The organism is Herbaspirillum sp. RV1423 (assembly GCF_000577615.1).
Taxonomy (GTDB): domain Bacteria; phylum Pseudomonadota; class Gammaproteobacteria; order Burkholderiales; family Burkholderiaceae_D; genus Herbaspirillum.
Window position 1 is genome coordinate 14074 of sequence record NZ_CBXX010000043.1, and the last position, 23356, is coordinate 37429.

23 protein-coding genes and 1 pseudogene are annotated in these 23356 nt (G+C 59.9%); 17 read left to right on the plus strand and 7 right to left on the minus strand.

What is annotated here, in order from left to right; translation table 11 throughout:
• Nucleotides 1-106 precede the first annotated feature (106 nt).
• The gene (yihA, locus tag RV1423_RS24860; RefSeq protein WP_034302877.1) at nt 107-829 is read right to left on the minus strand and encodes a ribosome biogenesis GTP-binding protein YihA/YsxC; all 723 of its coding nucleotides are present in this window, start codon (nt 827-829) and stop codon (nt 107-109) included.
• A 183-nt stretch (nt 830-1012) separates the two neighbouring features.
• Here yihA and RV1423_RS24865 point away from each other — a divergent pair, with 183 nt between their 5' ends.
• The 6 genes from RV1423_RS24865 to RV1423_RS24890 all read left to right on the plus strand — a co-directional run bounded on the left by RV1423_RS24865 (nt 1013) and on the right by RV1423_RS24890 (nt 7190).
• Complete coding sequence (locus RV1423_RS24865; protein ID WP_034302879.1) at nt 1013-1681, plus strand: cytochrome c; 669 nt, start codon at nt 1013-1015, stop codon at nt 1679-1681.
• 127 nt (nt 1682-1808) lie between these two features.
• Nucleotides 1809-3911: a cytochrome c biogenesis protein ResB gene (locus RV1423_RS24870; protein WP_034302881.1), complete on the plus strand. Its 2103-nt coding sequence runs from the start codon at nt 1809-1811 to the stop codon at nt 3909-3911.
• Nucleotides 3912-4053: 142 nt separating this feature from the next.
• Entirely contained in the window at nt 4054-5205 is a 1152-nt protein-coding gene (gene ccsB / locus RV1423_RS24875) for a c-type cytochrome biogenesis protein CcsB (RefSeq protein ID WP_034302883.1), read from the plus strand.
• Complete coding sequence (locus RV1423_RS24880) at nt 5202-5861, plus strand: HAD family phosphatase (RefSeq protein ID WP_034302885.1); 660 nt, start codon at nt 5202-5204, stop codon at nt 5859-5861. The genes ccsB and RV1423_RS24880 overlap by 4 nt, the downstream gene beginning before the upstream one ends.
• Nucleotides 5862-6097: 236 nt before the next feature.
• Nucleotides 6098-6721 carry a sulfite oxidase heme-binding subunit YedZ gene (locus RV1423_RS24885; protein WP_034302887.1) on the plus strand — a complete coding sequence of 208 codons (624 nt, stop codon included), beginning with the start codon at nt 6098-6100 and terminating at the stop codon, nt 6719-6721.
• Nucleotides 6722-6956: 235 nt separating this feature from the next.
• Nucleotides 6957-7190 (plus strand): hypothetical protein, encoded by a 234-nt coding sequence (locus tag RV1423_RS24890; RefSeq protein ID WP_034302889.1) that lies wholly within the window; start codon nt 6957-6959, stop codon nt 7188-7190.
• A gap of 81 nt (nt 7191-7271) precedes the next feature.
• Here RV1423_RS24890 and RV1423_RS24895 read toward each other — a convergent pair whose 3' ends face one another.
• From RV1423_RS24895 to RV1423_RS24915, 5 genes are all read right to left on the minus strand, one after another.
• A complete protein-coding gene (locus RV1423_RS24895; RefSeq protein ID WP_034302892.1) occupies nt 7272-8270 on the minus strand; it encodes an NAD(P)H-dependent glycerol-3-phosphate dehydrogenase in 999 nt (332 codons plus the stop codon).
• Nucleotides 8271-8324: 54 nt separating this feature from the next.
• Nucleotides 8325-8777: an SH3 domain-containing protein gene (locus RV1423_RS24900; RefSeq protein ID WP_034302894.1), complete on the minus strand. Its 453-nt coding sequence runs from the start codon at nt 8775-8777 to the stop codon at nt 8325-8327.
• 133 nt (nt 8778-8910) lie between these two features.
• Complete coding sequence (gene secB / locus RV1423_RS24905; RefSeq protein WP_034302896.1) at nt 8911-9405, minus strand: protein-export chaperone SecB; 495 nt, start codon at nt 9403-9405, stop codon at nt 8911-8913.
• 53 nt (nt 9406-9458) lie between these two features.
• Nucleotides 9459-9719: a glutaredoxin 3 gene (gene grxC, locus RV1423_RS24910; RefSeq protein WP_034302899.1), complete on the minus strand. Its 261-nt coding sequence runs from the start codon at nt 9717-9719 to the stop codon at nt 9459-9461.
• Nucleotides 9716-10132 (minus strand): rhodanese-like domain-containing protein, encoded by a 417-nt coding sequence (locus tag RV1423_RS24915; RefSeq protein ID WP_034302901.1) that lies wholly within the window; start codon nt 10130-10132, stop codon nt 9716-9718. Before RV1423_RS24915 ends, grxC begins: the two co-directional genes overlap by 4 nt.
• A 100-nt stretch (nt 10133-10232) precedes the next feature.
• On the opposite strand from RV1423_RS24915, the gene gpmA reads away from it, so the two are divergent.
• From gpmA to RV1423_RS24950, 7 genes are all read left to right on the plus strand, one after another.
• Nucleotides 10233-10979: a 2,3-diphosphoglycerate-dependent phosphoglycerate mutase gene (gene gpmA / locus RV1423_RS24920; protein WP_034302903.1), complete on the plus strand. Its 747-nt coding sequence runs from the start codon at nt 10233-10235 to the stop codon at nt 10977-10979.
• Between the two features lie 14 nt (nt 10980-10993).
• Nucleotides 10994-12388, plus strand: a complete 1395-nt coding sequence (locus tag RV1423_RS24925) for a murein hydrolase activator EnvC (RefSeq protein ID WP_051516938.1) — start codon at nt 10994-10996, stop codon at nt 12386-12388.
• Between the two features lie 3 nt (nt 12389-12391).
• On the plus strand, nt 12392-13885 hold the full coding sequence (locus RV1423_RS24930) for a S41 family peptidase (RefSeq protein WP_034302905.1): 1494 nt from the start codon (nt 12392-12394) through the stop codon (nt 13883-13885).
• An 86-nt stretch (nt 13886-13971) separates the two neighbouring features.
• The gene (locus RV1423_RS24935; protein ID WP_034302923.1) at nt 13972-14745 is read left to right on the plus strand and encodes a molybdopterin-synthase adenylyltransferase MoeB; all 774 of its coding nucleotides are present in this window, start codon (nt 13972-13974) and stop codon (nt 14743-14745) included.
• Between the two features lie 661 nt (nt 14746-15406).
• Nucleotides 15407-15811 (plus strand): RNA polymerase-binding protein DksA, encoded by a 405-nt coding sequence (gene dksA / locus RV1423_RS30920; protein WP_034302907.1) that lies wholly within the window; start codon nt 15407-15409, stop codon nt 15809-15811.
• A 366-nt stretch (nt 15812-16177) separates the two neighbouring features.
• Nucleotides 16178-16648 carry a hypothetical protein gene (locus RV1423_RS24945; RefSeq protein WP_231502504.1) on the plus strand — a complete coding sequence of 157 codons (471 nt, stop codon included), beginning with the start codon at nt 16178-16180 and terminating at the stop codon, nt 16646-16648.
• Nucleotides 16649-16769: 121 nt separating this feature from the next.
• Nucleotides 16770-18788, plus strand: coding sequence for a TonB-dependent receptor (locus tag RV1423_RS24950; protein WP_034302909.1), 2019 nt, complete (start codon nt 16770-16772; stop codon nt 18786-18788).
• 185 nt (nt 18789-18973) lie between these two features.
• Here RV1423_RS24950 and RV1423_RS24955 read toward each other — a convergent pair whose 3' ends face one another.
• The gene (locus RV1423_RS24955; protein ID WP_034302911.1) at nt 18974-19438 is read right to left on the minus strand and encodes an Lrp/AsnC ligand binding domain-containing protein; all 465 of its coding nucleotides are present in this window, start codon (nt 19436-19438) and stop codon (nt 18974-18976) included.
• Between the two features lie 285 nt (nt 19439-19723).
• Here RV1423_RS24955 and RV1423_RS24960 point away from each other — a divergent pair, with 285 nt between their 5' ends.
• The 4 genes and pseudogenes from RV1423_RS24960 to RV1423_RS24975 form a co-directional block, all read left to right on the plus strand.
• Nucleotides 19724-20851, plus strand: coding sequence for a branched-chain amino acid ABC transporter substrate-binding protein (locus RV1423_RS24960; protein ID WP_034302913.1), 1128 nt, complete (start codon nt 19724-19726; stop codon nt 20849-20851).
• A gap of 219 nt (nt 20852-21070) precedes the next feature.
• Nucleotides 21071-22081 (plus strand): trans-3-hydroxy-L-proline dehydratase, encoded by a 1011-nt coding sequence (lhpH, locus tag RV1423_RS24965; RefSeq protein WP_034302915.1) that lies wholly within the window; start codon nt 21071-21073, stop codon nt 22079-22081.
• 4 nt (nt 22082-22085) lie between these two features.
• Entirely contained in the window at nt 22086-23018 is a 933-nt protein-coding gene (locus tag RV1423_RS24970; protein ID WP_034302917.1) for a delta(1)-pyrroline-2-carboxylate reductase family protein, read from the plus strand.
• An 84-nt stretch (nt 23019-23102) separates the two neighbouring features.
• Nucleotides 23103-23356, plus strand: a pseudogene (locus tag RV1423_RS24975) (branched-chain amino acid ABC transporter permease); the annotation flags it as partial.

A 23356-nucleotide genomic window follows, 5' to 3' on the forward strand; every position in this document is an offset into this window, starting at 1 on the left:
TCCCCTTCCCTCCCTGAGCGGGGCTCATCGTGCAAACGATAGGCGTTCGCCCTGGAAAGGTTTCCCCCCTTCCAGGGCATTTTTATATCTGACACTTACTTTTTTCTCACTTTTCGGTGCGGTCTTCTTCATCGCGCCCTGTCTCGTTCTCCGCAGCAGGTTCTTCCTTCGACAATCCCGCCAATTCCAGAATTTTGTCGTTCGCTTCGTCTAGGCCGGTGCGCTTCAATGCCGAAAACAATTGCGCCGTAAACGGAAACGGCTTGCCGTCTTGGTCCACGTAGCTGGCCAGGAAGGTGCGCGCCTGGCGCAACGCATTGGTTGCTTCGTTGCGGTTGAGTTTGTCGGCCTTGCTGAGGATGCAATGCAGCGGCTTGCCGGTGGGCGCAAACCATTCCACCATCTGGATGTCGAGGTCGGTAAACGGCCGGCGCGCATCGATGATCATCACCAGCGCCACCAACTGCTCGCGGTGGCGAACATACTCGCCGAGCAGTTCCTGCCAGTGCAATTTGGCCGAACCCGACACTTCGGCGTAGCCATAGCCGGGCAAATCCACCAGCAAGGCACGGATTTCCTCGACTTTTGTCTCATCTTTGCGATGCTGTCCTACATGAGCTCCGCCGATCGAGAAATAATTGATATGCTGTGTCCGTCCCGGCGTTTTCGATGCAAATGCCAACTTTTTTTGATTGCACAGGATATTGATGGCCGTGGATTTGCCAGCATTGGAGCGGCCGGCGAAGGCGATCTCGGGTACCTGAGTGTTTGGCAAATCACGGAGATGATTCACCGTGGTGAAGAAGCGGGCTTGCCAAAGTTGGGACATAGTAGGAGGAAATGCATTGAAAGTGGGCAAAAATGCCGAAAAGCTATTGTACAATAAGGGGTTATCTCTTGTTGTGTTGTGCCGAGGGAAACACTTTTCAGGCGTTCTCATGAAAAGATAGGGAAAGAGGAATCGTCGCCAACCTGGCAATTTATTATCACAATCAAGTCTCAGGGTGTTTGAATGAATCGTGCCTTTTCGCCGTTGTTGAAATCCTTGTTCATTGCAGCGCTGGCATTTTCCGCCACCGCTTATGCAGCCGAAGAAAACAAACCCGAGCCTGTCGCCAAGGTCGATCCAGCCAAAGGCGAGGCGCTTTATACCAACGGCGACGCCGCCCGCAACATCACCGCCTGCGTTTCCTGTCACGGCGCGGCTGGTAGTTCGACGATCACAGCCAATCCGCGTCTGGCCGGACAGCACACCGCTTACATCATCAAGCAACTGACCGATTTCCGCACCCCGAACCGCAACAACCCCATCATGTCGCCGCTGGCCAAGGCCTTGTCGGACGAAGATGTGAAGAACATCGCCGCCTACCTCAACGCGCAAGCGCCGAAGCCGGGCGCAGCCAAGGACAAGGACACCCTGGAGCTGGGCAAGCATATCTGGCGCGGCGGCATCGCCTCCAAGAATGTGCCGGCCTGTGCAGGTTGCCATAGTCCGAACGGCGCCGGCATCCCGGCCCAGTATCCGCGCCTGGCCGGCCAACACCAGGATTACACGGTGATCGAACTGACCAATTTCCGTGGCGGCGTACGCACCAACAGCCCGCAAATGACCACGATTGCGGAGCGTTTGTCGGACAAGGAAATCAAGGCGGTGGCAGACTACATCGCCGGTTTGAAGTAACAATTTGTAGTAATCATTGGAGGAGGGGGTGGCTGAGAAGCTGCCCCTTTTTCATTTTCGCCGCGCTATCGTGTCGGCGGGCAGACGCTGAAAAACTGCACAAGCAGCATCGACAAAGGTAGCACTTATGACAGGCAGTACCGCAGGCATCCAACTGAAGACCCGACAACGCTGGGTCGCCGAAATCGTCGAGCTGTTCTCGTCGATGCGCTTTGCGATCAGCCTGCTCACGCTGATCGCCATTGCGTCCATCATCGGCACCGTGCTCAAGCAGAACGAGCCGATGCCGAACTATGTCAATCAGTTCGGGCCGTTCTGGTTCGAGGTGTTCAACAAGGTGGGTTTGTATGCCGTCTATTCGGCCTGGTGGTTTTTGCTGATCATGGGTTTCCTGGTGTTGTCGACCTCGCTGTGCATCGCGCGCAACGGCCCCAAGATGATCAAGGACATCAGGAGCTGGCGTGAAAACGTGCGCGAGCAATCGCTGCGCAATTTCCACCACAAGGCCGAATGGACGAGCGCCGCGCCGGTGGCCGCTCTGGCGCAGCAGCTCGCGCAACGCATCGGCGCCAACGGCTACAAGGTCAAACTGGTGGCGAAGGACGGCGCCACGCTGATCGCCGCCAAGAAGGGGGCAGCCAACAAATGGGGCTACATCTTCGCCCACAGCGCCATCGTCATCATCTGCCTCGGCGGCCTGCTCGACTCCGACTTGCCGATCCGCTTCCAGCAGTGGTTCTACGGCAAGGCGCCGTTTGCCGGCAACGGCGTCATTTCGCAAATCCCGGAACGGCATCGCCTGGGATTGGGCAATCCGACCTTCCGCGGCAATACGCTGATCCCGGAAGGCGCGAGCAGCAGCACCGCCATCATTCCGCAGCAAAACGGCGTGATGATCCAGGACCTGCCGTTCACCATCCAGTTGAAGCGCTTCGTCATCGACTACTATTCGACCGGCATGCCCAAGCTGTTTGCGAGCGACGTAATCGTGCGCGACAACGCCACCGGCAAGGCTTTTCCGGCGACGATCAAGGTCAATGAGCCGCTGATTTACGAGGGCATCGCCGTGTACCAGTCGAGCTTCGAGGACGGCGGCAGCAAGCTGCGCCTGACCGGACACGCGATGACCGGCACCGAGGACAAGACCTTCGGGATTGCCGGCGAAGTCAACGGCAGCACGCCGTTGTCCCAGGCCAAGGACAGCGACTACACGGTTGAATGGACCGGCTTCCGGCCTTTCAATGTCGAGAACATGAACAACAGCGGCAGCCAGGATGTGCGCAGTGTCAACAAGAGCCTGAACAAGACGTTCGCCGACGGCCTCGACAAGCACCTCGGTTCGGGCGCCAAGAACGCCAATAGCAAGGACCTGAAGAATGTCGGTCCGAGCGTGCAATATAAGTTGCGCGACAAAACCGGGCAAGCGCGCGAGTTCCTGAATTACATGCAGTCGGTGCAGGTCGACGGCGCCTATGTCTTCCTGGCCGGCGTACGCGATCTGCCGGACGAGCCGTTCCGTTACCTGCGCATTCCGGCCGACGACGACGATAGCGTCAACGAATGGATGCGTTTGCGCGCCGCGCTGGCCAATCCGGCGTTGCGTGCGGAAGCGGCCGCGCGTTATGCGCGCCAGGCGATGAAGGGCACCAACGCCAATTCCGAACAATTGCGCGAGCAGGTGCAGCAATCGGCGCTGCGCGGCCTGAGCATATTCGCCGGCGATGGCAAGGATTCCGGTTATATCGCGGTGTCGCGTTTCATCGAAAAAATCCCCGCCGCCGAGCAGGAAAAAGCCGCCGATATTTTCATGAAGATCCTTAACGGCAGCATGTGGGAATTGTGGCAGGCGGCGCGCGAGCAGGCCGGTCTGAAACCGACGGCGACCGACGAAAAGCATGCGCGTTTCCTGCAACTGGCGATCAATGCGATGGCTGACGCCGGTTTCTACCATGCGCCGGTGTACCTGCAACTGAGCAGCTTCGACGAGGTCAAGGCGTCGGTGTTCCAGGTCACGCGTTCGCCGGGCAAGAAGGTGGTCTATCTGGGCTGTCTGTTCCTGGTGCTGGGCGTGTTTTCGATGTTATACATCCGTGAACGCCGGCTGTGGGTCTGGATCCGTCCGCAAGACGGCGGCTCGCATTCGCTGATGGCCATGAGCTCTCAGCGCAAGACGTTGGATTTCGACAAGGAATTCGAATTACTCAAGGCGAAACTGACGCAAACGGCGTAAGCTAGCGTCCGGAATGACGGGCTTTGGCGTTTATCGCTTAGGCCCGAGACGACACATCTTCCGCGCCATAAACGGGAAGGATGTCGAAGGGGCCAGGACGCGTTGACGCGCGGCAGGCCTTCGGGATTGAATTGGAGATCGTATGGAATTGAGCCAACCCCACGCTTATTCGCAGGATATCGGCTTTTTCAAGCGCCTTGGCGTGCTCGACTGGATCTATGCCGCCGCATTGGTCGCGGCCTCGCTGTTTGCGTTGAACCGCTACGGCAGCCACATGGACTATTATGAAAAAGCCGTGCTGGTGCTGGCGGCGCCGACTTTCGCCTGGCTCGGCTGGCACTGGAAGCAGGTGCGCTGGCTGATGGCCTTGCTGGCGGTGCTGTCGCTGTCGGCGATCGCCATGTACGGCGGCGCGCTGGACATGGCCGACAAGAAATTCTTCCTGAAATACCTCCTCTCCAGCCAGTCGGCGATCCTGTGGATGAGCGCCTTGTTCGTGTTGTCGACGCTGTTCTACTGGATCGGCCTGGCGGCGCGCTCGGGTACAGGCGCGGCGATCGGCTCCAAGCTGTGCTGGGCGGCGGTGGTGCTGGGCTTTACCGGCATGCTGGTGCGCTGGTACGAGTCCTACCTGATCGGCGCCGACATCGGCCACATCCCGATTTCCAACCTGTATGAAGTGTTCATCCTGTTCTGCATGATCACGGCGCTGTTCTATTTGTACTACGAAGAGCGCTACGAAACCCGCCAATTGGGTGCGTTCGTGTTGCCGGTGATCACGGCCGCAGTCGGTTTCCTGCTGTGGTACACGCTGGCGCGCGACGCCGCCGAAATCCAGCCGCTGGTGCCGGCGCTGCAAAGCTGGTGGATGAAGATCCACGTCCCGGCCAATTTCATCGGTTACGGCACGTTTGCGCTGGCGGCCATGGTGGCCGTGGCCTATCTGCTCAAATCCAAGGGTTACCTGGTCGATCGCCTGCCGTCGCTGGAAGTGCTCGACGACGTCATGTACAAGGCCATCGCCGTCGGCTTCGCCTTCTTCACGATCGCCACCATCCTCGGCGCATTGTGGGCAGCCGAAGCCTGGGGCGGCTACTGGTCCTGGGATCCCAAGGAAACCTGGGCGCTGATCGTCTGGCTCAATTACGCCGCATGGTTGCACATGCGCCTGATGAAAGGCCTGCGCGGCCAGGTCGCCGCCTGGTGGGCGCTGGTCGGCCTGCTGGTGACGACGTTTGCCTTCCTCGGCGTCAACATGTTCCTCTCCGGCCTGCATTCCTACGGCGAACTGTGAGCGCATTGCCGGTGATCGACCTGATCCTGTTCGATTGCGACGGTACGCTGGTCGACAGCGAAGTCGTCGCCGCCGATGCCTGGGTCGAACATAGCGCCCAGTTCGGCGTCAGCATCACGGCCGCCGAGGCGCTGGAACGCTTCAAAGGCGTCAACATGGCCGATTGCGTGGCGGAAATCGAGCGTCTGGCCGGGAGTCCGTTGCCGGCCAGCTTTGTGACCGATTTGCGTGCCTTGATGGCCGAGATGTTCCGCCAGCGCCTGCAGCCGATCGCCGGTGCGCTGGAACTGGTGCAATCGCTGGCCGTGCCGTTCTGCCTGGCGTCGAATGCGCCGCATGAAAAAATCGAACTGTGCCTGCGCGTGACCGGCTTGCTGCCTTATTTCGACGGTCGCATCTTCAGCGCCTACGATGTGCAGAAATGGAAGCCGGATCCGGGTCTCTTCCTGCATGCGGCTGCGGTCTTGGACATCCACCCGCAACGCTGTGCCGTGGTCGAGGACAGCCTGCCTGGCGTCAAAGCCGGACTGGCGGCGGGCATGACGGTGTTTGCGTTGCAATCGGAAGGCCACGTGCTGACGCTTCCTGACGGCGTGCACGTCATCCGCGAACTGGCGGAATTGCCGGGACACTTGTCGTCCCCAGTCAGGCAATAGGCGCTGGTCGCCGGGTAAATCGTCCGGCAAAAATCAAAACGGTGAACTTCTGTAAGATGGTGCGACTCAAGGCGACCAATGGTCGTTATCGTTCGCTGTCCAGGGAGTGTCCATGTTCATCAAGCGCCAGATTCGCAGTATCGTCGTGCCGCTGTCTTCCGAAATCACCGCGCGCGCCTTCATCGGTGAGGTTGCCGACATGGCTCTGAATAAGAAAAATTTCTGACGCCGGACCGATGAATTCACTGCGCAACCTCAATCCGCGCCAGGTCGGCATTCTCAAAGCCATTCTGTTCGCGCTGTCCTTGCTGCCGTTTGTGCGGCTGGCGGCGTTCAGCTTTCTGGATAAGCTGGGTGCCAATCCCATCGAATTCATTACGCGCAACACCGGCGACTGGACCTTGTATTTTCTTTGCATCACGATGGCGGTCACGCCGCTGCGGCGTCTGACCGGCTGGAACTGGCTGATCAGGTTGCGCCGCATGTTCGGCTTGTTTTCGTTCTTTTACGTGGCGCTGCACTTCATGACGTTCTTCTGGTTTGATCACTGGTTCGATGTGGTGGAGATGTGGACGGACGTCCTCAAGCGGCCTTTCATCACGGTCGGCTTCAGCGCCTTCGTGCTGCTGATCCCGCTGGCAGCCACCAGCACCAACGGCATGGTGCGTCGCCTGGGCGCCAGGCGCTGGCTATGGCTGCACCGTCTCATGTATGCGATCTTGCCGCTGGGTATTCTGCATTTCTGGTGGATGAAGGCTGGCAAGAACCTCCTGGCGCAGCCGATACTTTTTGCAACAATTGTTTCGGTCTTGCTGCTACTGCGTATGTTTTATAAATTGAAGGCTAAAAATAATTTCTAAGTCATTGTAAATAATCGATTTTATGTAATTGCTGCGATGCAGCGAAAATGGCCTGGCCTTCCTCTTTCTTGCTAATTCCTGACAAAAAAGCGTTTCCTGCGTATTCCAAATCGAATTTGGTGCGTTACTTGTCTTACAGCGCGCCAAAAACGCGCAACTGCGGCAACTGAAGACGTTTTTTGTTGCCCCAGATGCCAAGAACGGAAACGTCAGAAGACGTGTTAAGGATAGGGTTATGCAAGCAATCGAACGCAACGCAAAGGTCGGCGCCAGCCATCACCAGCAATATGCGCTTTCCGGCAAGGAAAGCCGTTTCAGCAAGGCAGGAAAATCGTTTCGCGCGAAAGAACGCGAAGACGACTGCTCCATGTACGACAAGCTGCCCAAACAGATCGACGACATCGTCGAGGGCGAGTCGCCCAAGCGTTTCAAACGTCCCAAAATGGAGAGCGACATCGTCGCCCGTTAAGACGCTTCCGAAGCGGAGGTTTGCGCAGTTTTCGCCAGCCTCCTGTTTTCAGTCTCTCTTTTTTCCAGCAGTTGTTCGGTTCTAGTTTTCTTCGCGTGGATCGCGCGATAGCAGTCGCGCAACCATTTCCTGTACGGAAATGCCATCGAACAGAGCGCTGGCCACCGCATTGGTGATCGGCATATCGACGTTCAGCTCTCGCGCCAGCGAGCGTACCGCCTGCGCGCAACGCACGCCTTCGGCGACGTGGCCGAGTTCGGCGACGATGGCATCGAGCTTCTTGCCTTGCGCCAGTCCAAGGCCGACGCGGCGGTTGCGCGACAGGTCGCCGGTGCAGGTCAGGATCAAATCTCCCACGCCCGATAAACCCATGAAGGTTTCCGCCCGCCCGCCGAGCGCGATGCCGAGCCGGCTGATTTCCGCCAGGCCGCGCGTGATCAGCGCGGCGCGCGCATTCAGGCCGAGTTGCAGGCCGTCGGCCGCACCGGTGGCGATGGCCAGGATGTTCTTCACTGCGCCGCCGATTTCCACGCCGATCAGGTCATCGCTTGAATATACCCGCAGATTGCCGCCATGCACGGCCGCCACTACGCGTTCGCACAAGGCCTTGTCGCGGCTGGCGATAGTGAGCGCGCAGGGCAGGCCGCGCGCCACTTCCTGGGCGAACGACGGGCCCGACAAGGCGCCGGCGGGAATGGCGTCGCCCAGCACTTCGCGCACGATCTGGTGCGGCAGCAGGCGGGTTTGCTCTTCCAATCCCTTGCACAGCCAGACGATGTTGGGGATATGGCGGCCGCGCAAGGTTTCCGCCACGGCGCGCAGCCCGGACACCGAGGAGGCGACGATCAGGAGTCCATCCGGACTTTGCGCGACGTGATTCACCGCCAGGTCGAAGTCGGCCGTGACCTTGAGCGATTCAGGCAAGTGGAAGCCGCGCAGATACGCCATGTTCTCGCGCTGGACGGCGACCTCTTGGATGGCCTCGCTGTTGCGGCCCCACAGGACGACATTGTGGCGCGCCGCCAGCACGATGGCCAGTGCGGTGCCCCAGGCGCCGGCGCCAAGTATGGAAATATTCATGAGAAGTTCGCTGGTGGAGGCGGGAATGGATTGAGTATGTGCCCAAGAGCGAGCTTAGTCGCCCCAAACCTCGGCCGTCTTGACGAAACCGCTCTGGCCGTCGCGATGCCTGACCTTGACCCAGCCGGAAACCGGCGTCGGATCCGTCAGCTCCAGCAACACGTTCTTGTCGGCGCTGAACACTGTCGCGCTGTTGTCGTCGGCCGCCGCATGGATCTTTGCGTTGGCGACGTTGACGACGACATTGCGTTTCGCCGCCAGCGACTTGGACATGACCCACGACAGCGTACCGGCAGCGTCGCGCACCTTGCTCCAGTCGCCGTACGTCAGCACGACCTCGACCGGCATGCCGCGCGGGGCGACGAAGACGCGGCGGCCCTTTTCTGATGGCGCGTCGTACAGGATGGCCGGCGCCGCGCCGACCGATTTGAAGTCGAGCGCGTAAGCGGGAACTGCAACGGCCGAGCCGAGCACGAAAGCGGAAAGGACGAGACGGGAAAATTTCATGGACTTGCTCCGCTGGTGAGGTTGAGGCCGTGCGTGCGGACATGTGGTCGGCATGCGCAGCATCGGATCGCAGGGTGAGGCGCCGGCCGCAGCGTCCGCGCCAGGGCGGACGGCATACGGCGGTAATGCAGAATCAGTTGACAGTTGTGGTGCCGGTGACCAGAGTGCCGTCGGTTTGCTGTTCGGCCAACGCTTGCAGGCGTTGCTGGTAGAACACTTCGAAGTTGATCTCGGCCAGGTGGATCGGCGGGAAACCGGCGCGGGTAATCACATCGGCGATGTTGGCGCGCAGGTAAGGATAGATGATATTCGGGCAGCCGATACCAAGCAGCGGGTCCAGTTGCTCGGCGGGAACGTTGCGCACTTCGAAGATGCCGGCTTGCTTGCCTTCGACCAGGAAGGCGACCTTGTCTTGGACCTTGGCGGTCACGGTAATGGTGACGGTGGATTCGAAAATGCCGTCGGCCAGCGCTTCGGCGCCGACATCGACCGATACCTCGATTGCGGGCGCATCCTGTTCCAGGAAGATCGCCGGGGAGTTCGGTTGTTCCAGCGACAGATCCTTCAGGTAAACGCGTTGGATCTGGAATACGGGTTGCTGTTCAGCTTGTTGGTTCTCTTCCGACATGGAGTGCTCTCGTTTCAGGTTGGATTAATACGGTTTAAACAGAGGTGAAAAGTTCAGCCCTGCAGCAGGGGATCGAGTTCGCCGGCGCGGTCCAGCGCGCTGAGGTCGTCGAAGCCGCCGACGTGGGTGTCGCCGATATAAATCTGCGGCACGGTGCGGCGGCCGGTCTTCTGCGTCATGATCTCGCGTTGCTGGGGATCGAGGTCGACGCGGATTTTTTCGATGTCCTCAATGCCTTTGCTCTTGAGCAGGCGCTCAGCCATCATGCAGTACGGGCAGACGGCTGTGCTGTACATGACGACGCGCGCAGTCATTTTGCCGCCTTCTGGCCCGCGGTCGGCAGACCTTGTGCCTGCCATGCCGCGATGCCGCCGGTCAGGCCATGTACTTCGGCGAAGCCGGCTTTCTTGAGGATGCCTTCGGCCTTGGCGGTCTGGGTACCCGATTGGCAGACCACGATGACGCTCTTGCCTTTGAACTTCTCCAGCTCGGCAATGCGTTGCGGCAATTCCTTGAGCGGGATGTTACGGGCGTCGCGCAGGTGGGCTGCGGCGAATTGTTCCGCATCGCGCACGTCCAGCACCAGGGTTTTTCCGGTATTGATCAGTTGTGTGGCCTGCAGCAAGGTCAGCTTGCTGCCGCGCTGTTGCAGGTAAGGAATCAGCAGCGCGCCACCGGAAATGATGACGAGGCCGATCAGAAAAATATTGTCTACGATGAATTTCACGGGATCCCAATGGGTTTACTGAATCCCGGCATTATAAAATAGAAGCTGACATGCTATTTGATTCTCAATTGCTATTTTCTCATCCCTTCCAATTTCCACTATGTATAAAATCGTTTTCATGCGTCACGGCGAGTCGACCTGGAATCTCGCCAACCGTTTCACCGGCTGGGTTGACGTCGATCTGACCGAAAAGGGCGTGGCCGAGGCCAAGCAGGCCGGCAAGCTGTTGAAGGAAGCCGGTTTCACCTTCGACCTGGCGTACACCTCGGTGCTCAAGCGGGCCATCCGCACCCTGTGGACCACGCTCGACGAAATGGACCTGATGTGGCTGCCGGTGCAGCACGACTGGCGCCTGAACGAGCGCCATTACGGCGCGCTGCAGGGCTTGAACAAGGCGGAAACCGCCGCCCAGTACGGCGAAGAACAAGTGCTGATCTGGCGCCGCAGCTATGACACGCCACCCAATCCACTCGATCCGAACGATCCGCGCGCGTCCTACAACGATCCGCGCTACGCCGGCCTCAAGCGCGAAGAAATCCCGCTGACCGAATGTCTCAAGGACACTGTCGCGCGCGTGCTGCCGGCCTGGAACGAATCGATCGCGCCCGCCATCCGCGCCGGCAAGAGGATCATCATTTCGGCTCATGGCAACAGCCTGCGCGCGCTGATCAAGTATCTCGACGGCATCAGCGACAACGACATCGTCGGCCTCAATATTCCCAACGGCCAGCCGCTGGTCTATGAGCTGGACGCCGATCTCAAGCCAATCAAGAGCTACTATCTGGGCGACCAGTCGGCCATCGAGGCGGCGCTCAAGGCCGTGGCAAACCAAGGAAAATCGAAATAACTAAGCACTTTTGCATGATTGGACTGATCTGGCATCGGCGCGTCGGCAAATCTGCGGCGTTCGGCACAGCGGCATTGATCGCTGTGCTGTGCCTGCTGTCGCCGTCGCTGCCGGCAAATGCGCAGGTCACCGAACGCGCCAGGCAAAAGCAGGCGGCCGAGAAGGAACGCGCCGACCTGCAGCAGAAGCTCGCCAATCTCAAGCGCGACATCGACAAGACCGAAACCGCCAAGGGCAACGCCGCCGACGCGCTGGCCGAGTCGGAGCAGGCGATTTCCAAGGCCAACCGTTCCTTGCGCGAACTCGGGCAGGAGCAGGCCGACACCGAAGCCAAGCTCAACGTGCTGGTGAGGCAGCAGGCCGACTTGTCGGGTGTGGTCAACAGCCAGCAGGCACAGTTGTCCAAGCTGTTGCGCGACCAATATGTTGCCGGCAACGAAGACCGTATCAAGCTGCTGCTCTCGGGCGACAATCCCAATCGCATCAACCGCGAACTGCAATACATGGGCTATGTTTCACAAGCCCAGGCCAAGCTCATCGAAACCCTGCGCGTCAACCTGCAGGCGATCAAGGACAACAAGGCCGCTACCCAGAACGCCAAGTTCGAACTGGAAGAAATCGCCCAGGAAGAAAACGAACAAAAGAAACTGCTGGAAAAGGAAAAGACCAAGCGGGGCACCTTGCTGGCGCAGTTATCCACCAAGCTCAATGCCCAGCGCAAAGAAGCCGGCAACCTGCAGCGCGACGAGCAGCGTCTGTCCGGTCTGGTCGACAAGCTGGCGCAACTCATCGAAGAGCAGAAAAAGGCCGAGGCCGCCGCGCGCGAAAAGCATCGCCAGGAACAATTGGCCAAGGCCAGGGCCGAACGCGAACGGCGCGCCGCCCAGCAAGCCAAAGCCGCACCGGGAACCAAGATCAAGCCGGCGCCATCAGACGCGATTGACGACGACGAAGCGCCGCAATCGCTGGGTCGCAACGAAGTCACGCCCTCGGCGGAAGAAAATTTCGGCAAGCCTTTCGCCAGCCTGCGTGGGCAATTGCGCCTGCCGGTGCGCGGCGACCTGATCGCCAAGTTCGGCGGCAAGCGCGGCGACGGCCCGACTTGGAAAGGCCTGTTCATTCGCGCCCCTGAAGGCACGGAAGTCAAGGCTGTGGCGGCCGGACGGGTGGTGTACGCTGACTGGCTGCGCGGTTTTGGCAACCTGATCATCGTCGACCACGGCAATCAGTACATGACCATTTATGGCAATAATCAGTCCGTCCTGAAGCGGGCAGGGGATCTCGTCAAAACCGGGGATGTCATCGCCAGCGCAGGGAATAGCGGCGGCAATGAGCAATCGGGTTTATACTTTGAAATGCGGCATCAGGGCCGCGCTTTCGACCCACTCGGCTGGGTAACTACTAGGTGAAACATGGGCAGCAAACTCAAGAATATTGGTCTTATCAGTTTGGGCGTGATTGCGGGGGTGGCGGCTTCAATGCAGTTCGATGCCATCGCGCAAAAGAATGCGACGGCGCCGCTGCCGCTGGAGGAATTGCGGCAATTGACCGATGTATTCGGTCTGATCAAGTCCGATTACGTTGAACCGGTCGAAGACAAGAAGCTGCTCACCGAAGCGATTTCCGGCATGGTTGCCTCGCTCGACCCGCACTCCGCCTACCTCGACAAGAAGGCCTACAAGGAGCTGCGCGAAGGCACCATGGGCAAATTCGTCGGCCTCGGCATCGAAGTCGGCATGGAAGACGGGTATGTCAAGGTCATCTCGCCGATCGAGGATTCCCCGGCCTATCGTGCCGGCATCAAGGCAGGCGACCTGATCACCCGGCTGGACACAACGCCGGTCAAGGGCCTGACGCTGGATGAAGCCGTCAAGAAGATGCGCGGCGAGCCCAACACCAAGATCACGCTGACCATCGCCCGCAAGGAAGAAGACAAGCCGATCATCCTGACCATCACCCGCCAGGAAATCCGCGTGCAAAGCGTCAAGTCGAAAGTGGTCGAACCCGGCTACGCCTGGCTGCGCGTGACGCAATTCCAAGAGCCGACGGTCGACGACATGGCCAAGAAGATCCTGGCGATCTACGCTCAGGAACCGAACCTCAAGGGTCTCGTGCTCGACTTGCGCAACGATCCGGGCGGCGTGCTGCCGGGTGCGATCGGCGTGTCGGCCACCTTCTTGCCCAAGGACGCGGTGGTGGTGACCACCAACGGCCAGTTGCCAAGCTCCAAGTCCAGCTTCCTGGCCAAGCGCGAATTCTATGCCGCCAACCCGCTCAACGATCCGCTGTCCAAGCTGCCTGACGCGATCAAGAAGGTGCCGCTGGTGGTGCTGATCAACTCCGGCTCGGCCTCGGCTTCCGAAATCGTCGCCGGCGCGCTGCAGGATTACAAGCGCGCCACTATCATGGGTACGCAGTCCTTCGGCAAAGGCTCGGTGCAATCGGTTATTTCGCTGCCGCCGGACAAGCTGACCGCGGTCAAGCTGACCACAGCGCGCTATTACACGCCGAACGGCCGTTCGATCCAGGCGCGCGGTATCGTGCCGGACATCATGGTGGATGAATACGCCGACGGCGACGGCCTGAACGGCTTGCGCCTGCGTGAAGCCGATCTGACCAAGCACCTGACCAACGACAAGGACAAGAGTGCCCAGGAAGTGAAAGCCGCCACCGTCGACGAAAAGGAAGAAGAACGCCTGATTGCCCAGGAAAAGAAGCGCAAGCCTCTGGAGTTCGGCAGCAAGGAAGACTTCCAGTTGGCCCAGGCGCTGAACCACCTGAAGGGCCTGCCGGTCCAGGTGTCCAAGGTCAAGCCTGAAATCCGCGACGAGTCCAGCAAGGACGACAAGCCGGTCAAGGACATCCGCAAGGACAACAAGGCGCCGGCGGAAAAGATCGAAAAATAAGTCAAGTAGCGAATTGCGTTACATTTAAAGGGCTGCAGCAATGCAGCCCTTTTTGATTCCGAACTCCCGTGAACGATTCCGTCATCATGAACGACCAGCAATTGCTGCGCTACTCGCGCCATATCCTCCTCGACGACATCGATATTGCCGGACAAGAAAAAGTCCTGGCCGGCCACGCGCTGATCATCGGCGCCGGCGGCTTGGGTTCGCCGGCCGCGATGTACCTGGCATCGGCCGGTATGGGCAGGATCACGCTGGTGGACAGCGATACCGTCGACCTGACCAATCTGCAGCGCCAGATCATGCACACCACCGGTCGCGTCGGCCAGCTCAAGGTGCAGTCGGGCCGGCAGGCGCTGGCAGAGATCAATCCCGACATCGAGATCGTCGCGCTCGCCGAACGCGTCAGCGACGAACGCCTGGGCGAACTGGTGCAGAGCGCAACAGTCGTGCTCGACTGCAGCGACAATTTCGCCACCCGCCACGCCGTCAATCGCGCCTGCGTCCGCCACAAGGTGCCGCTGGTGTCGGGTGCGGCCATCCGTTTCGACGGCCAGGTCAGCGTATTCGACCCGCGTTCGGGCCAGGCGCCTTGCTACGCCTGCCTATTCCCGCCAGATCAGCAATTCGAGGAAGTGCAGTGCTCGACCATGGGAGTGTTTTCGCCGCTGGTCGGCATCATCGGCGCCATGCAGGCGGCCGAGGCGCTCAAGCTGGTGGCCGGCATCGGCGAATCGCTGGCCGGGCGTCTGCTGATACTCGACGCCCGCAGCATGGAATGGAGCAGCATCCGGCTGGCGCGCAACGCGGCCTGTCCGGTCTGCGGGACCAGCCATCCGGGCCGGGCGGAGCAGGCCTGAGCGCCTCGGGCGGGCGTGTGAAGTGCTATTTATACGCCAAGTTCTGGTATACACTGTATTGGATTTGCGTGCGCATGACACGCTTCCCATCTGCGTGTCATGGCGTGAGCCAGGTACGATCGTCGATTGACCAGATAACCGGATGTTTCGGGGGAAGGACTCTATGGGCGTTACCGCAAAGAAGGACGGTTCCAGAAGCGCAGTCGCCAAGGGCGCAGCCGGGAAAGGCGGCACGGCCGCCGCGGCAGTTGCCAAAACACCAAGGGCGGTGGCGCCGAAGGTCAAGCCGAAACCGGCCGGCAGGGCGGCTACGCCGAAGAAGACAACAACTTCATCAGGCGCCAATGTTGTTGTAGTAAAATCCCTGACCGTTAAAAAAACGGTATCAGCGACGGCGAAGTCCGGCACAGGAAAGAGTACCGGGAAAGCTGTCGGCGCGGCGCCCAAAAAAGCGCCCGCAAAAGCGTCTCCATCGGCGGCAAGGGAAGTGGATTCAAAAGCGACCAGATCCGGTCAGGCTGGCAGCGGCAACGTCAGCGGCAATAAGGCAGCAAAGCAGGATGCAAGCGCCGGATTAAAGGATAAAATTGAAAAACCCGTAGTATTGAAAGTAAGCGAAGTGGCAACTAAAACTCCCAAAACTACCCCTGATACGCAAACCTTGCTCACCGAGGAACAAATCCTCAAGATGAGCGAGAAGGACTACATGAATGAAGCGCAGCTTGCTTTCTTCAAGGCCCGTTTGCAACAGCTTGAAAAAGATCTGCTCAAGAACGCGGGCGAGACCACTGAGCATCTGCGCGAAACCGTGCTGGTGCCGGATCCTGCCGACCGCGCCACCATCGAGGAAGAGCATGCGCTGGAATTGCGCACCCGCGACCGCGAACGCAAGTTGCTCAAGAAAGTGCAGCAATCCATCGTCGCCATCGACAGCGGCGAATACGGTTGGTGCGAAGAGACCGGCGAGCCTATCGGCATTCCCCGTTTGCTGGCGCGTCCGACCGCAACCTTGTCGCTGGAAGCGCAGCAACGTCGCGAGCTGAAGCAAAAGCTGTACGGCGACTGAGTTCCTGTAGCGAATCAAAGCAATGGCGCCGCGTTGTCGGCGCCATTCGCTTATCGACTTTTGTCTTCTCGCAGCGCATGTCCGCCTGCCTGTGAATCTATGGCGCCGACGCCAGCGCCGGCAATAATCGCGTTGGTTTCCTGACGCGTTTTCCTCACTCTTTTCTCCCCCTGCTGCTTGCGAATCCGTTCGCGATCCCGGCCCATCCATCCAGGATGCGTATTACGCGAAAAATGCAACAGTGTTGCAAAATAATGCTACAATTCGCGCTCGCCGGCATGCCGCCAGCGCCAATTCAGCGGCGTCGCGTTGATGTCGTTTTTGCTTCTTCCCGTTATTGGTCCTTGCCGGAAACGCCTGATCACCATGGCCGTCGTTACTGCCACATTGCTGCGTATCGTCCGTTCCCGCGCCTTCCGGCAGATGCGACGTCGGCCGACGCCGCCGTCAGGATGTCGCACGGCATGGGTGCTGGCATTGTCGCTGGCGCTGCTGTTTTCACAATTCCTCGGCCTCGCGCACGGTATCGCGCATGCCGGCTGGGCTGGTTCCATCGATCGTCCCGGCCATGCCGCCTTCGATGCGGCATTGTTCAACTATGTCGATGATGCAGACGACGACCTCGACGATGTCGACGGCAAGCAGGGCGCCGGACATGGCAAGCATCATCATTCCTGCGTCGAATACGATGCCGCCAGCGGCGCGACCGGCATCCACGCCGGCGTCTTCTCGCCGCCGCTGATTCCGGGCGTGCGGGTGCTCGCCTTATGGCAGGCTTTTGCTTCCTGGGATGCTCCTGCGGTCTGCCATTTCTCCTCGCGTGCGCCGCCGCGCTGACATCTGAATTCGTCGATTTTCCGACCGGACAGCGATATCGCTGCTGCGGGCGCTTGCCTGTAACCGCCGTCGCCGATCCGGGCGAACACTCCTCCTTTCATTTGTCAGCCAAGGAATATCCATGCAAGTCCAGCCAAGTTTATTGGCGAGCGCCGTCGTGTCCGCGCTTGCCGCCATGTCCACTGCCGCCATCGCACAGACCACGCAGACCTCACAGCAACAATCCCAGCAATTGCAGGAAATCGTCGTCACCGCCAGCCCGTTCGCCTCTGAAGAGAGCGCCCAGATTCTCACCCCGGCCAAAGTGCTGGCCGGCGACGAACTGCGCAACAAGCTCGGCAATTCGCTCGGCGACACCTTGTCGCAAGAGTTGGGCGTATCCGCTTCCAGCTTCGGCGCAGGAGCGTCGCGTCCGATCATCCGCGGCATGGAAGGACCGCGTGTCATGATGCTGCAAAACGGCATGGCGGTTTCCGACGTGTCCACCGTTTCCAACGACCATGCCGTCGCCACCGAAGCGGCCACTGCGCGCCAGATCGAAATCCTGCGCGGTCCGGCCGCCTTGCTCTACGGTTCCGGCGCCATCGGCGGTTTGGTGAACGTGGTCAATGACCGTATTCCGACTGAACTGGTGGGCAGGCCGACCGGCGAGGTCGAGGCGCGTTACGGTACCGTCGATGGTCAGAAAAATACCTCGTTCTCGGTCGACGGTTCGACCGGCCAGATCGGCTTGCATGTCGACGGCAACTACCGCGACACCGACAATTACAAGATCCCGGGCAACGCCACTCAAGGCAACGCCGCCAGCGCGTCAGGCCGCCTGCCCAACTCGTTTACGCATGAGAGCAGCGTCGGCGTCGGCGGTTCCTACATTGCGGACTGGGGCCACATCGGCGCCTCGGTGTCGTCGCTGGACGATCACTATGGCATTCCGACCGCAGAGAAATCCTTCATCGATCTACACCAGACGCGTTACGATATCGACAGCCTGATCAAGGAGCCTTTCGCTGGCATCGAGTCGTTCAAGTTCAAGCTCGGCTACACCGATTACACCCACACTGAAAAGAAAGAGGACGGCACCGCCGACACCGTCTTTTCCAACCGCGTCATGCAGACTCGCTGGGAGCTGGCGCATAAGCCGCTGGACGGCTGGCGCGGCAACTTCGGCATCCAGACCGAGCAGGGCAACTATTCAGCCCTGTCGGCGACGGACGGCTCGCCGCAGTTGACGCCCAAGACCAAATCGAGCAGCTTCGCCGGTTTCCTGGTGGAAGAGCGCAAGTTCGGCGATGTGTTGGCCTCCGCAGGGTTGCGCCTGGAGTCAGTGAAGCGCCGTCCGGACGGCTTGCGGGATCGCGACTTCAACCTGCTCTCATGGTCGACCGGCGCGCTGTGGAGCTTCATGCCCGGCTACGGCCTGGGCGCGACCTATTCGGTGGCGCAGCGCGCGCCGACGGTGGAGGAACTGTATTCCAACGGTCCGCATGAATCGACCTCGACCTTCGATATCGGCGACAGCAGCCTGCAAAAGGAAACCTCGCACAACATCGAGTTGAGCCTGCAAAAGACCGAAGGGCTGGTGCGCTGGAAGGGCAACCTGTTCCAGAACAAGGTGAAGGACTTCATTTACGGCCGCACCAACGGCCAGGTCGACAACAGCGGCAATCCCGATCCGGGCGGCGAATTCCTGCAGCGTTTCTGGTCGCAGGGCGACGCCACCATTCACGGCGCCGAAGTGGAAGTCAGCTACAACCTCAACAATGAAGGCTTTTCGGTGCGCGGTTTTGCCGACACCTCGCGCGGCAAGCTGGACAATCTCGGCAACCTGCCGCTGCAGCCGGCCACGCGCTACGGCGTTGATCTCGGCTACCGCCAGGGACCCTGGGCCAGCGGCATGCGCGTGCTGCATGCGCTGAAGCAGGACCGTCTCGCTTCGTTCGAATCGACCGATACGCCGTCCTACACGCAACTCGACGCCAATCTGTCTTACACGCAGAAACTGCAATCCATGCGTGTGACCTGGTTCGTTCTGATGAAGAATCTGCTGAATCAGGACATTCGTTATTCGACGGCGGTGCTCAAGGACACCGTGCCGCAAGCCGGCCGCAACCTGATCCTCGGGGTGCGTACGCAGTTCTGATTCCGGCGTTTTCGGCGCTGTTTTTCCAAACCGGCAAAAGAGATGTTCTTTTGCCGGTTTTTTCATCTGCGCACGGGCGGGGGGCACGCTTTACGAGTTCGATGCCAGGCGCGACATGACGGAATCATCCTGACCGTTTCGCGTTTCAAAGGACACGCCGGAGCCGACTGCGAGTTTCGAGGGCGTTATTTGATTGGCAGCCGGATGGTGTTCTTGACCTCTTCCATCACCGCGTAGGTGTGCGTCTCACGCACGCCTTTGAGCTGCAGCAGCGATTTGCCGAGGAATTCGCGGTAGGCGTTCATGTCCTTCACGCGCGACTTGACCAGATAGTCAAAGCCGCCGGCCACCATGTGGCATTCCATGATTTCGGGGATGCTCTGCACGCTCTTCTTGAAGGCTTCAAAGACATCGGCCGTGGTGCGGTCCAGAACCACCTCGATGAACACCAGCAGAGAAACATCGAGCAATTCGGGATTCAACTGGGCGGCATAGCCGAGAATATAGCCGGCGTCCTGCAGCTTGCGCACCCGTTCCAGGCAGGCGGCGGGAGAGAGATTGACGCGCGCGGCCAGGTCCACGTTGCTGATGCGGCCGTCGTTTTGCAGCTCCATCAGAATTTTTTTGCTGATTTTGTCGAGCGTAGCCATAGAATCTGAACTTTATTCAGTTAAAAACAAATTATGTAAATTAAATTCTGATTATAAGGGCAATTATCGGGACTAATATCAGCGAAGAGTAAATAGAATCGAGCACCATAAAAAGTGTCGCGCCGGACTCCGGACGCGGCAAGCCGACCAAAGCACAGAAGAAGAGACTCACCCGCCATGCTCATATCTGCAGTTGCGCCATGCGACCGTCTTGCCTTTTTGCCGGCTCGGCTTGAATTCAGTGTTTTATCGCAAGCCTGACCTTCAACCAAGAGAGGAAACAACATGTATAACCGCATGCATATCATCGCCGCTTCACTTGCCATCATCCCGGCAATCGCGTCTGCTCAGGAAGTGCAAACAGTGAAGATCGGTTTCAGCAGTCCGCTGACCGGGCCACAAGCTTCGGCAGGCAAGGACAATCAAGGCGGTTTGCAAATGGCGGTCGAACGCCTGAATGCGCAGGGCCTCGTCATCGGCGGCAAAAAGATCAAATTCGAAATCATCTCGGAAGACGACCAGGCCGATCCGAAAGCAGGCGTGGGCGTCGCGCAAAAGCTGGTTGACCAGGGCATCAAGGCCATCGTCGGTCCTTACAACTCGGGCGTCACCATTCCCGCCTCGCGCGTCTACAACGACGCCGGCATCGTGACCGCGACCGTGGCTTCCAATCCGAAGATCACCCAGCAAGGTTTCGCCACCCTGTATCGCGTCGCCGCCAGCGACAGCCAACTGGGCGGCAAGATGGCGCTGTACGCAGCCAAGGAACTGAAGGTCAAGACCGTGTCAGTGATCGACGACCGCACCGCCTACGGCCAGGGCCTGGCGGAAGAATTCGTCAAGGTCGCGCAAGCCAACGGCATCAAGGTCGTCAGCAAGGATTTCACCAACGACAAGGCAACCGACTTCACCGCCATCCTGACCTCGATCAAAGGCAAGAAACCTGACGCCGTGTTCATCGGCGGCTACGCTCCGCAAGGCGGTCCGATCAAGCGCCAGATGAAGCAACTGGGCATCGACGCGCTGCTGATGGGCGGCGACGGCATCTGCTCGCCGGAAATGGGCCGCCTGGGCGGCGACGCCATCGGTGAAAGCGTCTACTGTACCCAAGGCGGTACCATGCTGGAGAAGGCCAAGGAAGGCAAAGCGTTCGCCGACGACTACCAAAAGAAGTTCGGCCGTCCTGCGGAAGTCTATGCAGTCTCGTTCTATGACGGCATGATGCTCATCGCCCAGGCAATGAAGACGGCAAACTCCGTTGAACCGAAGCAATACGGCCCTGCGCTGGCCAAGATCAAATACAAAGGCGTGGCCGGTCAATACGAGTTCGACGACAAGCACGATCTGAAGCAATCGCCGGTAACGATCTTCCGCTTCAAGGATGGCGTGCCGGTTGCCCTGACCAGCTACTGATCGCTGCTCCGCTCGTTTTATTTTTGCCAGGGAACGGCCGTTGCGGCCGTTCCCTGAAATGATCCCCAGGTAGTTCAATTCCGCTCCCCTGCATTGCAGGCGGGGCAGGCATTGATGCATCCGTATCACCAATACCGCGCACGCAAGGGGAAATGCAATAAACTGCGGCAATACCTTGCACCACGCGCGCCGTTTCAGTGTTTCGTAGAAGGAAGTTTCATGCTCAGTTACACCCGCACCGTCCAGACCATTGACGCTCACACCGGCGGCGAACCGTTGCGCATCCTGGTGTCCGGCCTGCCGCAAGTGCCGGGCGCGACGATCCTGGAAAAGCGCAACTGGCTCAAGGAGAACCGCGACGACCTGCGCCAGTTCCTCATGAACGAGCCGCGCGGTCACGCCGACATGTATGGCGCCTACCTGTTTCCGCCGCTGACGCCGAACGCCGATTTCGGCGTTATTTTTATCCACAACGAAGGCTATAGCGATATGTGCGGCCACGGCATCATCGCGTTGGGTAAAGTGCTGGTCGAAATGGGTTATGTCGAGCGTACTTCGCCGGTCACGCGCATCTGCTTCGATGCCCCGGCCGGTTTCATCGACGCCAGCGTCGAGTGGGACGGCCAGCGCGCCGGCAAAGTCAGTTTCAAGAACGTGCCGTCCTTCATTTATCAGCGCGACGTCGAAGTCGACACACCCAGCTTCGGCAAGATCAAGGGCGACATCGTCTTCGGCGGTGCCTTCTACTATTACATCAACGCCGACCAGGCCAACCTGACCGTCAAGCCGGAACTGGTGCGCCAACTGATCCAGCTCGGCGCCGAAACCAAGGCTGCCGTCAAAGTCAAGGTCAGCATCCGGCATCCGCTCGAACCGGGCCTGGACACGCTGTACGGCACCATCATCGACAGCGCGCCCAATTTCCTCGGCGCCGATCAATCCAACGTCTGCATCTTCGCCGACCGTGAAGTCGACCGTTCGCCGACCGGCACCGGCACCTCCGGCCGCGCCGCGCAACTGTTCCTGCGCGGCAAGCTGGGTCTCAACCAGGACTACGTCAACGGCAGCATTGTCGGCAGCAATTTCAGCGTCAGGGTCACCGGCACCACCAAGGTCGGCGAACTCGACGCCGTGTTCACCGAAGTCACCGGTTCGGCGCACATCATGAGCACCAACCAATGGGTATTGGAAGAGTCCGATCCGTTCCCGACCGGTTTCTTCCTGAGGTAAATCGATGCATATTCTCGACGCCCAACAAACCGCGCAGGCGCTGCCTTACGACCGTCTGGTGCCGGCGCTGGCGCAAGCTGCGCAGGAATTCGCCGACGGCCGCATCACCGCGCCCGAGCGCCAGGTCGTGCCCATCGACGCCGCCAGCGTGCTGCTCGGCATGCCAGCCGTCAGCGCCGATCTCAGCATCACCAAACTCATTACCGTCCACGCCGACAACGCCAGACACGGCTTGCCGGTGATCCAGGGCGAAGTCATCGTGTTCGACACCCGGACCGGCCGCCGCATCGCCTTGCTGCACGGCCCGACCGTGACCGCGCGCCGCACCGCGGCGATGACCTTGCTCGGCATTCGGACGCTGGCGCCAGCCAAACCGAAGTCGGCCCTGCTGATCGGCGTCGGCGTGCAGGCGGCGGCGCATGCCGATGCGCTGGTTGAATTCTTCGGCGTCTCGCAATTCTGGATCGTGGCGCGCGACGTCGCCCGCGCCCAGGCGTTCTGCAGCGAACTCAGCATCCGTCATCCCGGCATTGTCGCCAGCCCGCTGGCGGCTGAGATCATGCAACAGGATTTGCCGGCAACCGACGTGTTGATCGCATTGACGACATCGCGCACGCCGGTGATCCCGGTAAAGCTGGCTCCGCACACGTTGGCGATCGGCGTCGGCGCCTTCAAGCCCGACATGGTCGAGTTCCCGGCACAACTGCTGGCTGAGCGCGCCATCGTGGTCGACGACCTCGGCGGCGCCAGGCATGAAGCGGGCGACCTGATCCAGGCTGGCGTCGACTGGAGTCGCGTGCGCGCCATCGGCGACATCCTGGCCGGTCGCGGCGAGCCGCTCAGCGCGGATCGAGGTCTGCCGGTTTTCAAGACCGTAGGGCAGGCGTCGTGGGATCTGGCGGCGGCGCGCGTGGTGCGCGACGTGCTGCGGGACTGATCGGCTCCGGTTTCAGATTCGATTTCAGATTCACAAAGAACGGCCCGCTATCGGCAGGCCGGAAAAAAGGAGCATAGGAGACATATGGACATATTCATCCAGCAAATCATCAACGGCCTGGTGTTAGGGAGCATGTACGCGCTGATCGCCCTGGGTTACACGATGGTGTACGGGGTTTTGAACCTGATCAACTTTGCGCATGGCGACGTGCTGATGATCGGAGCGATGGCGGGGCTGAGCATCCTGAAGCTGGTACAGGCGGTGGCGCCGGGGCTGCCGGGGATCGTCAAGCTGATCATCGCCATCCTCGGCGCGATCCCGGTATGCGTGATCGTCAG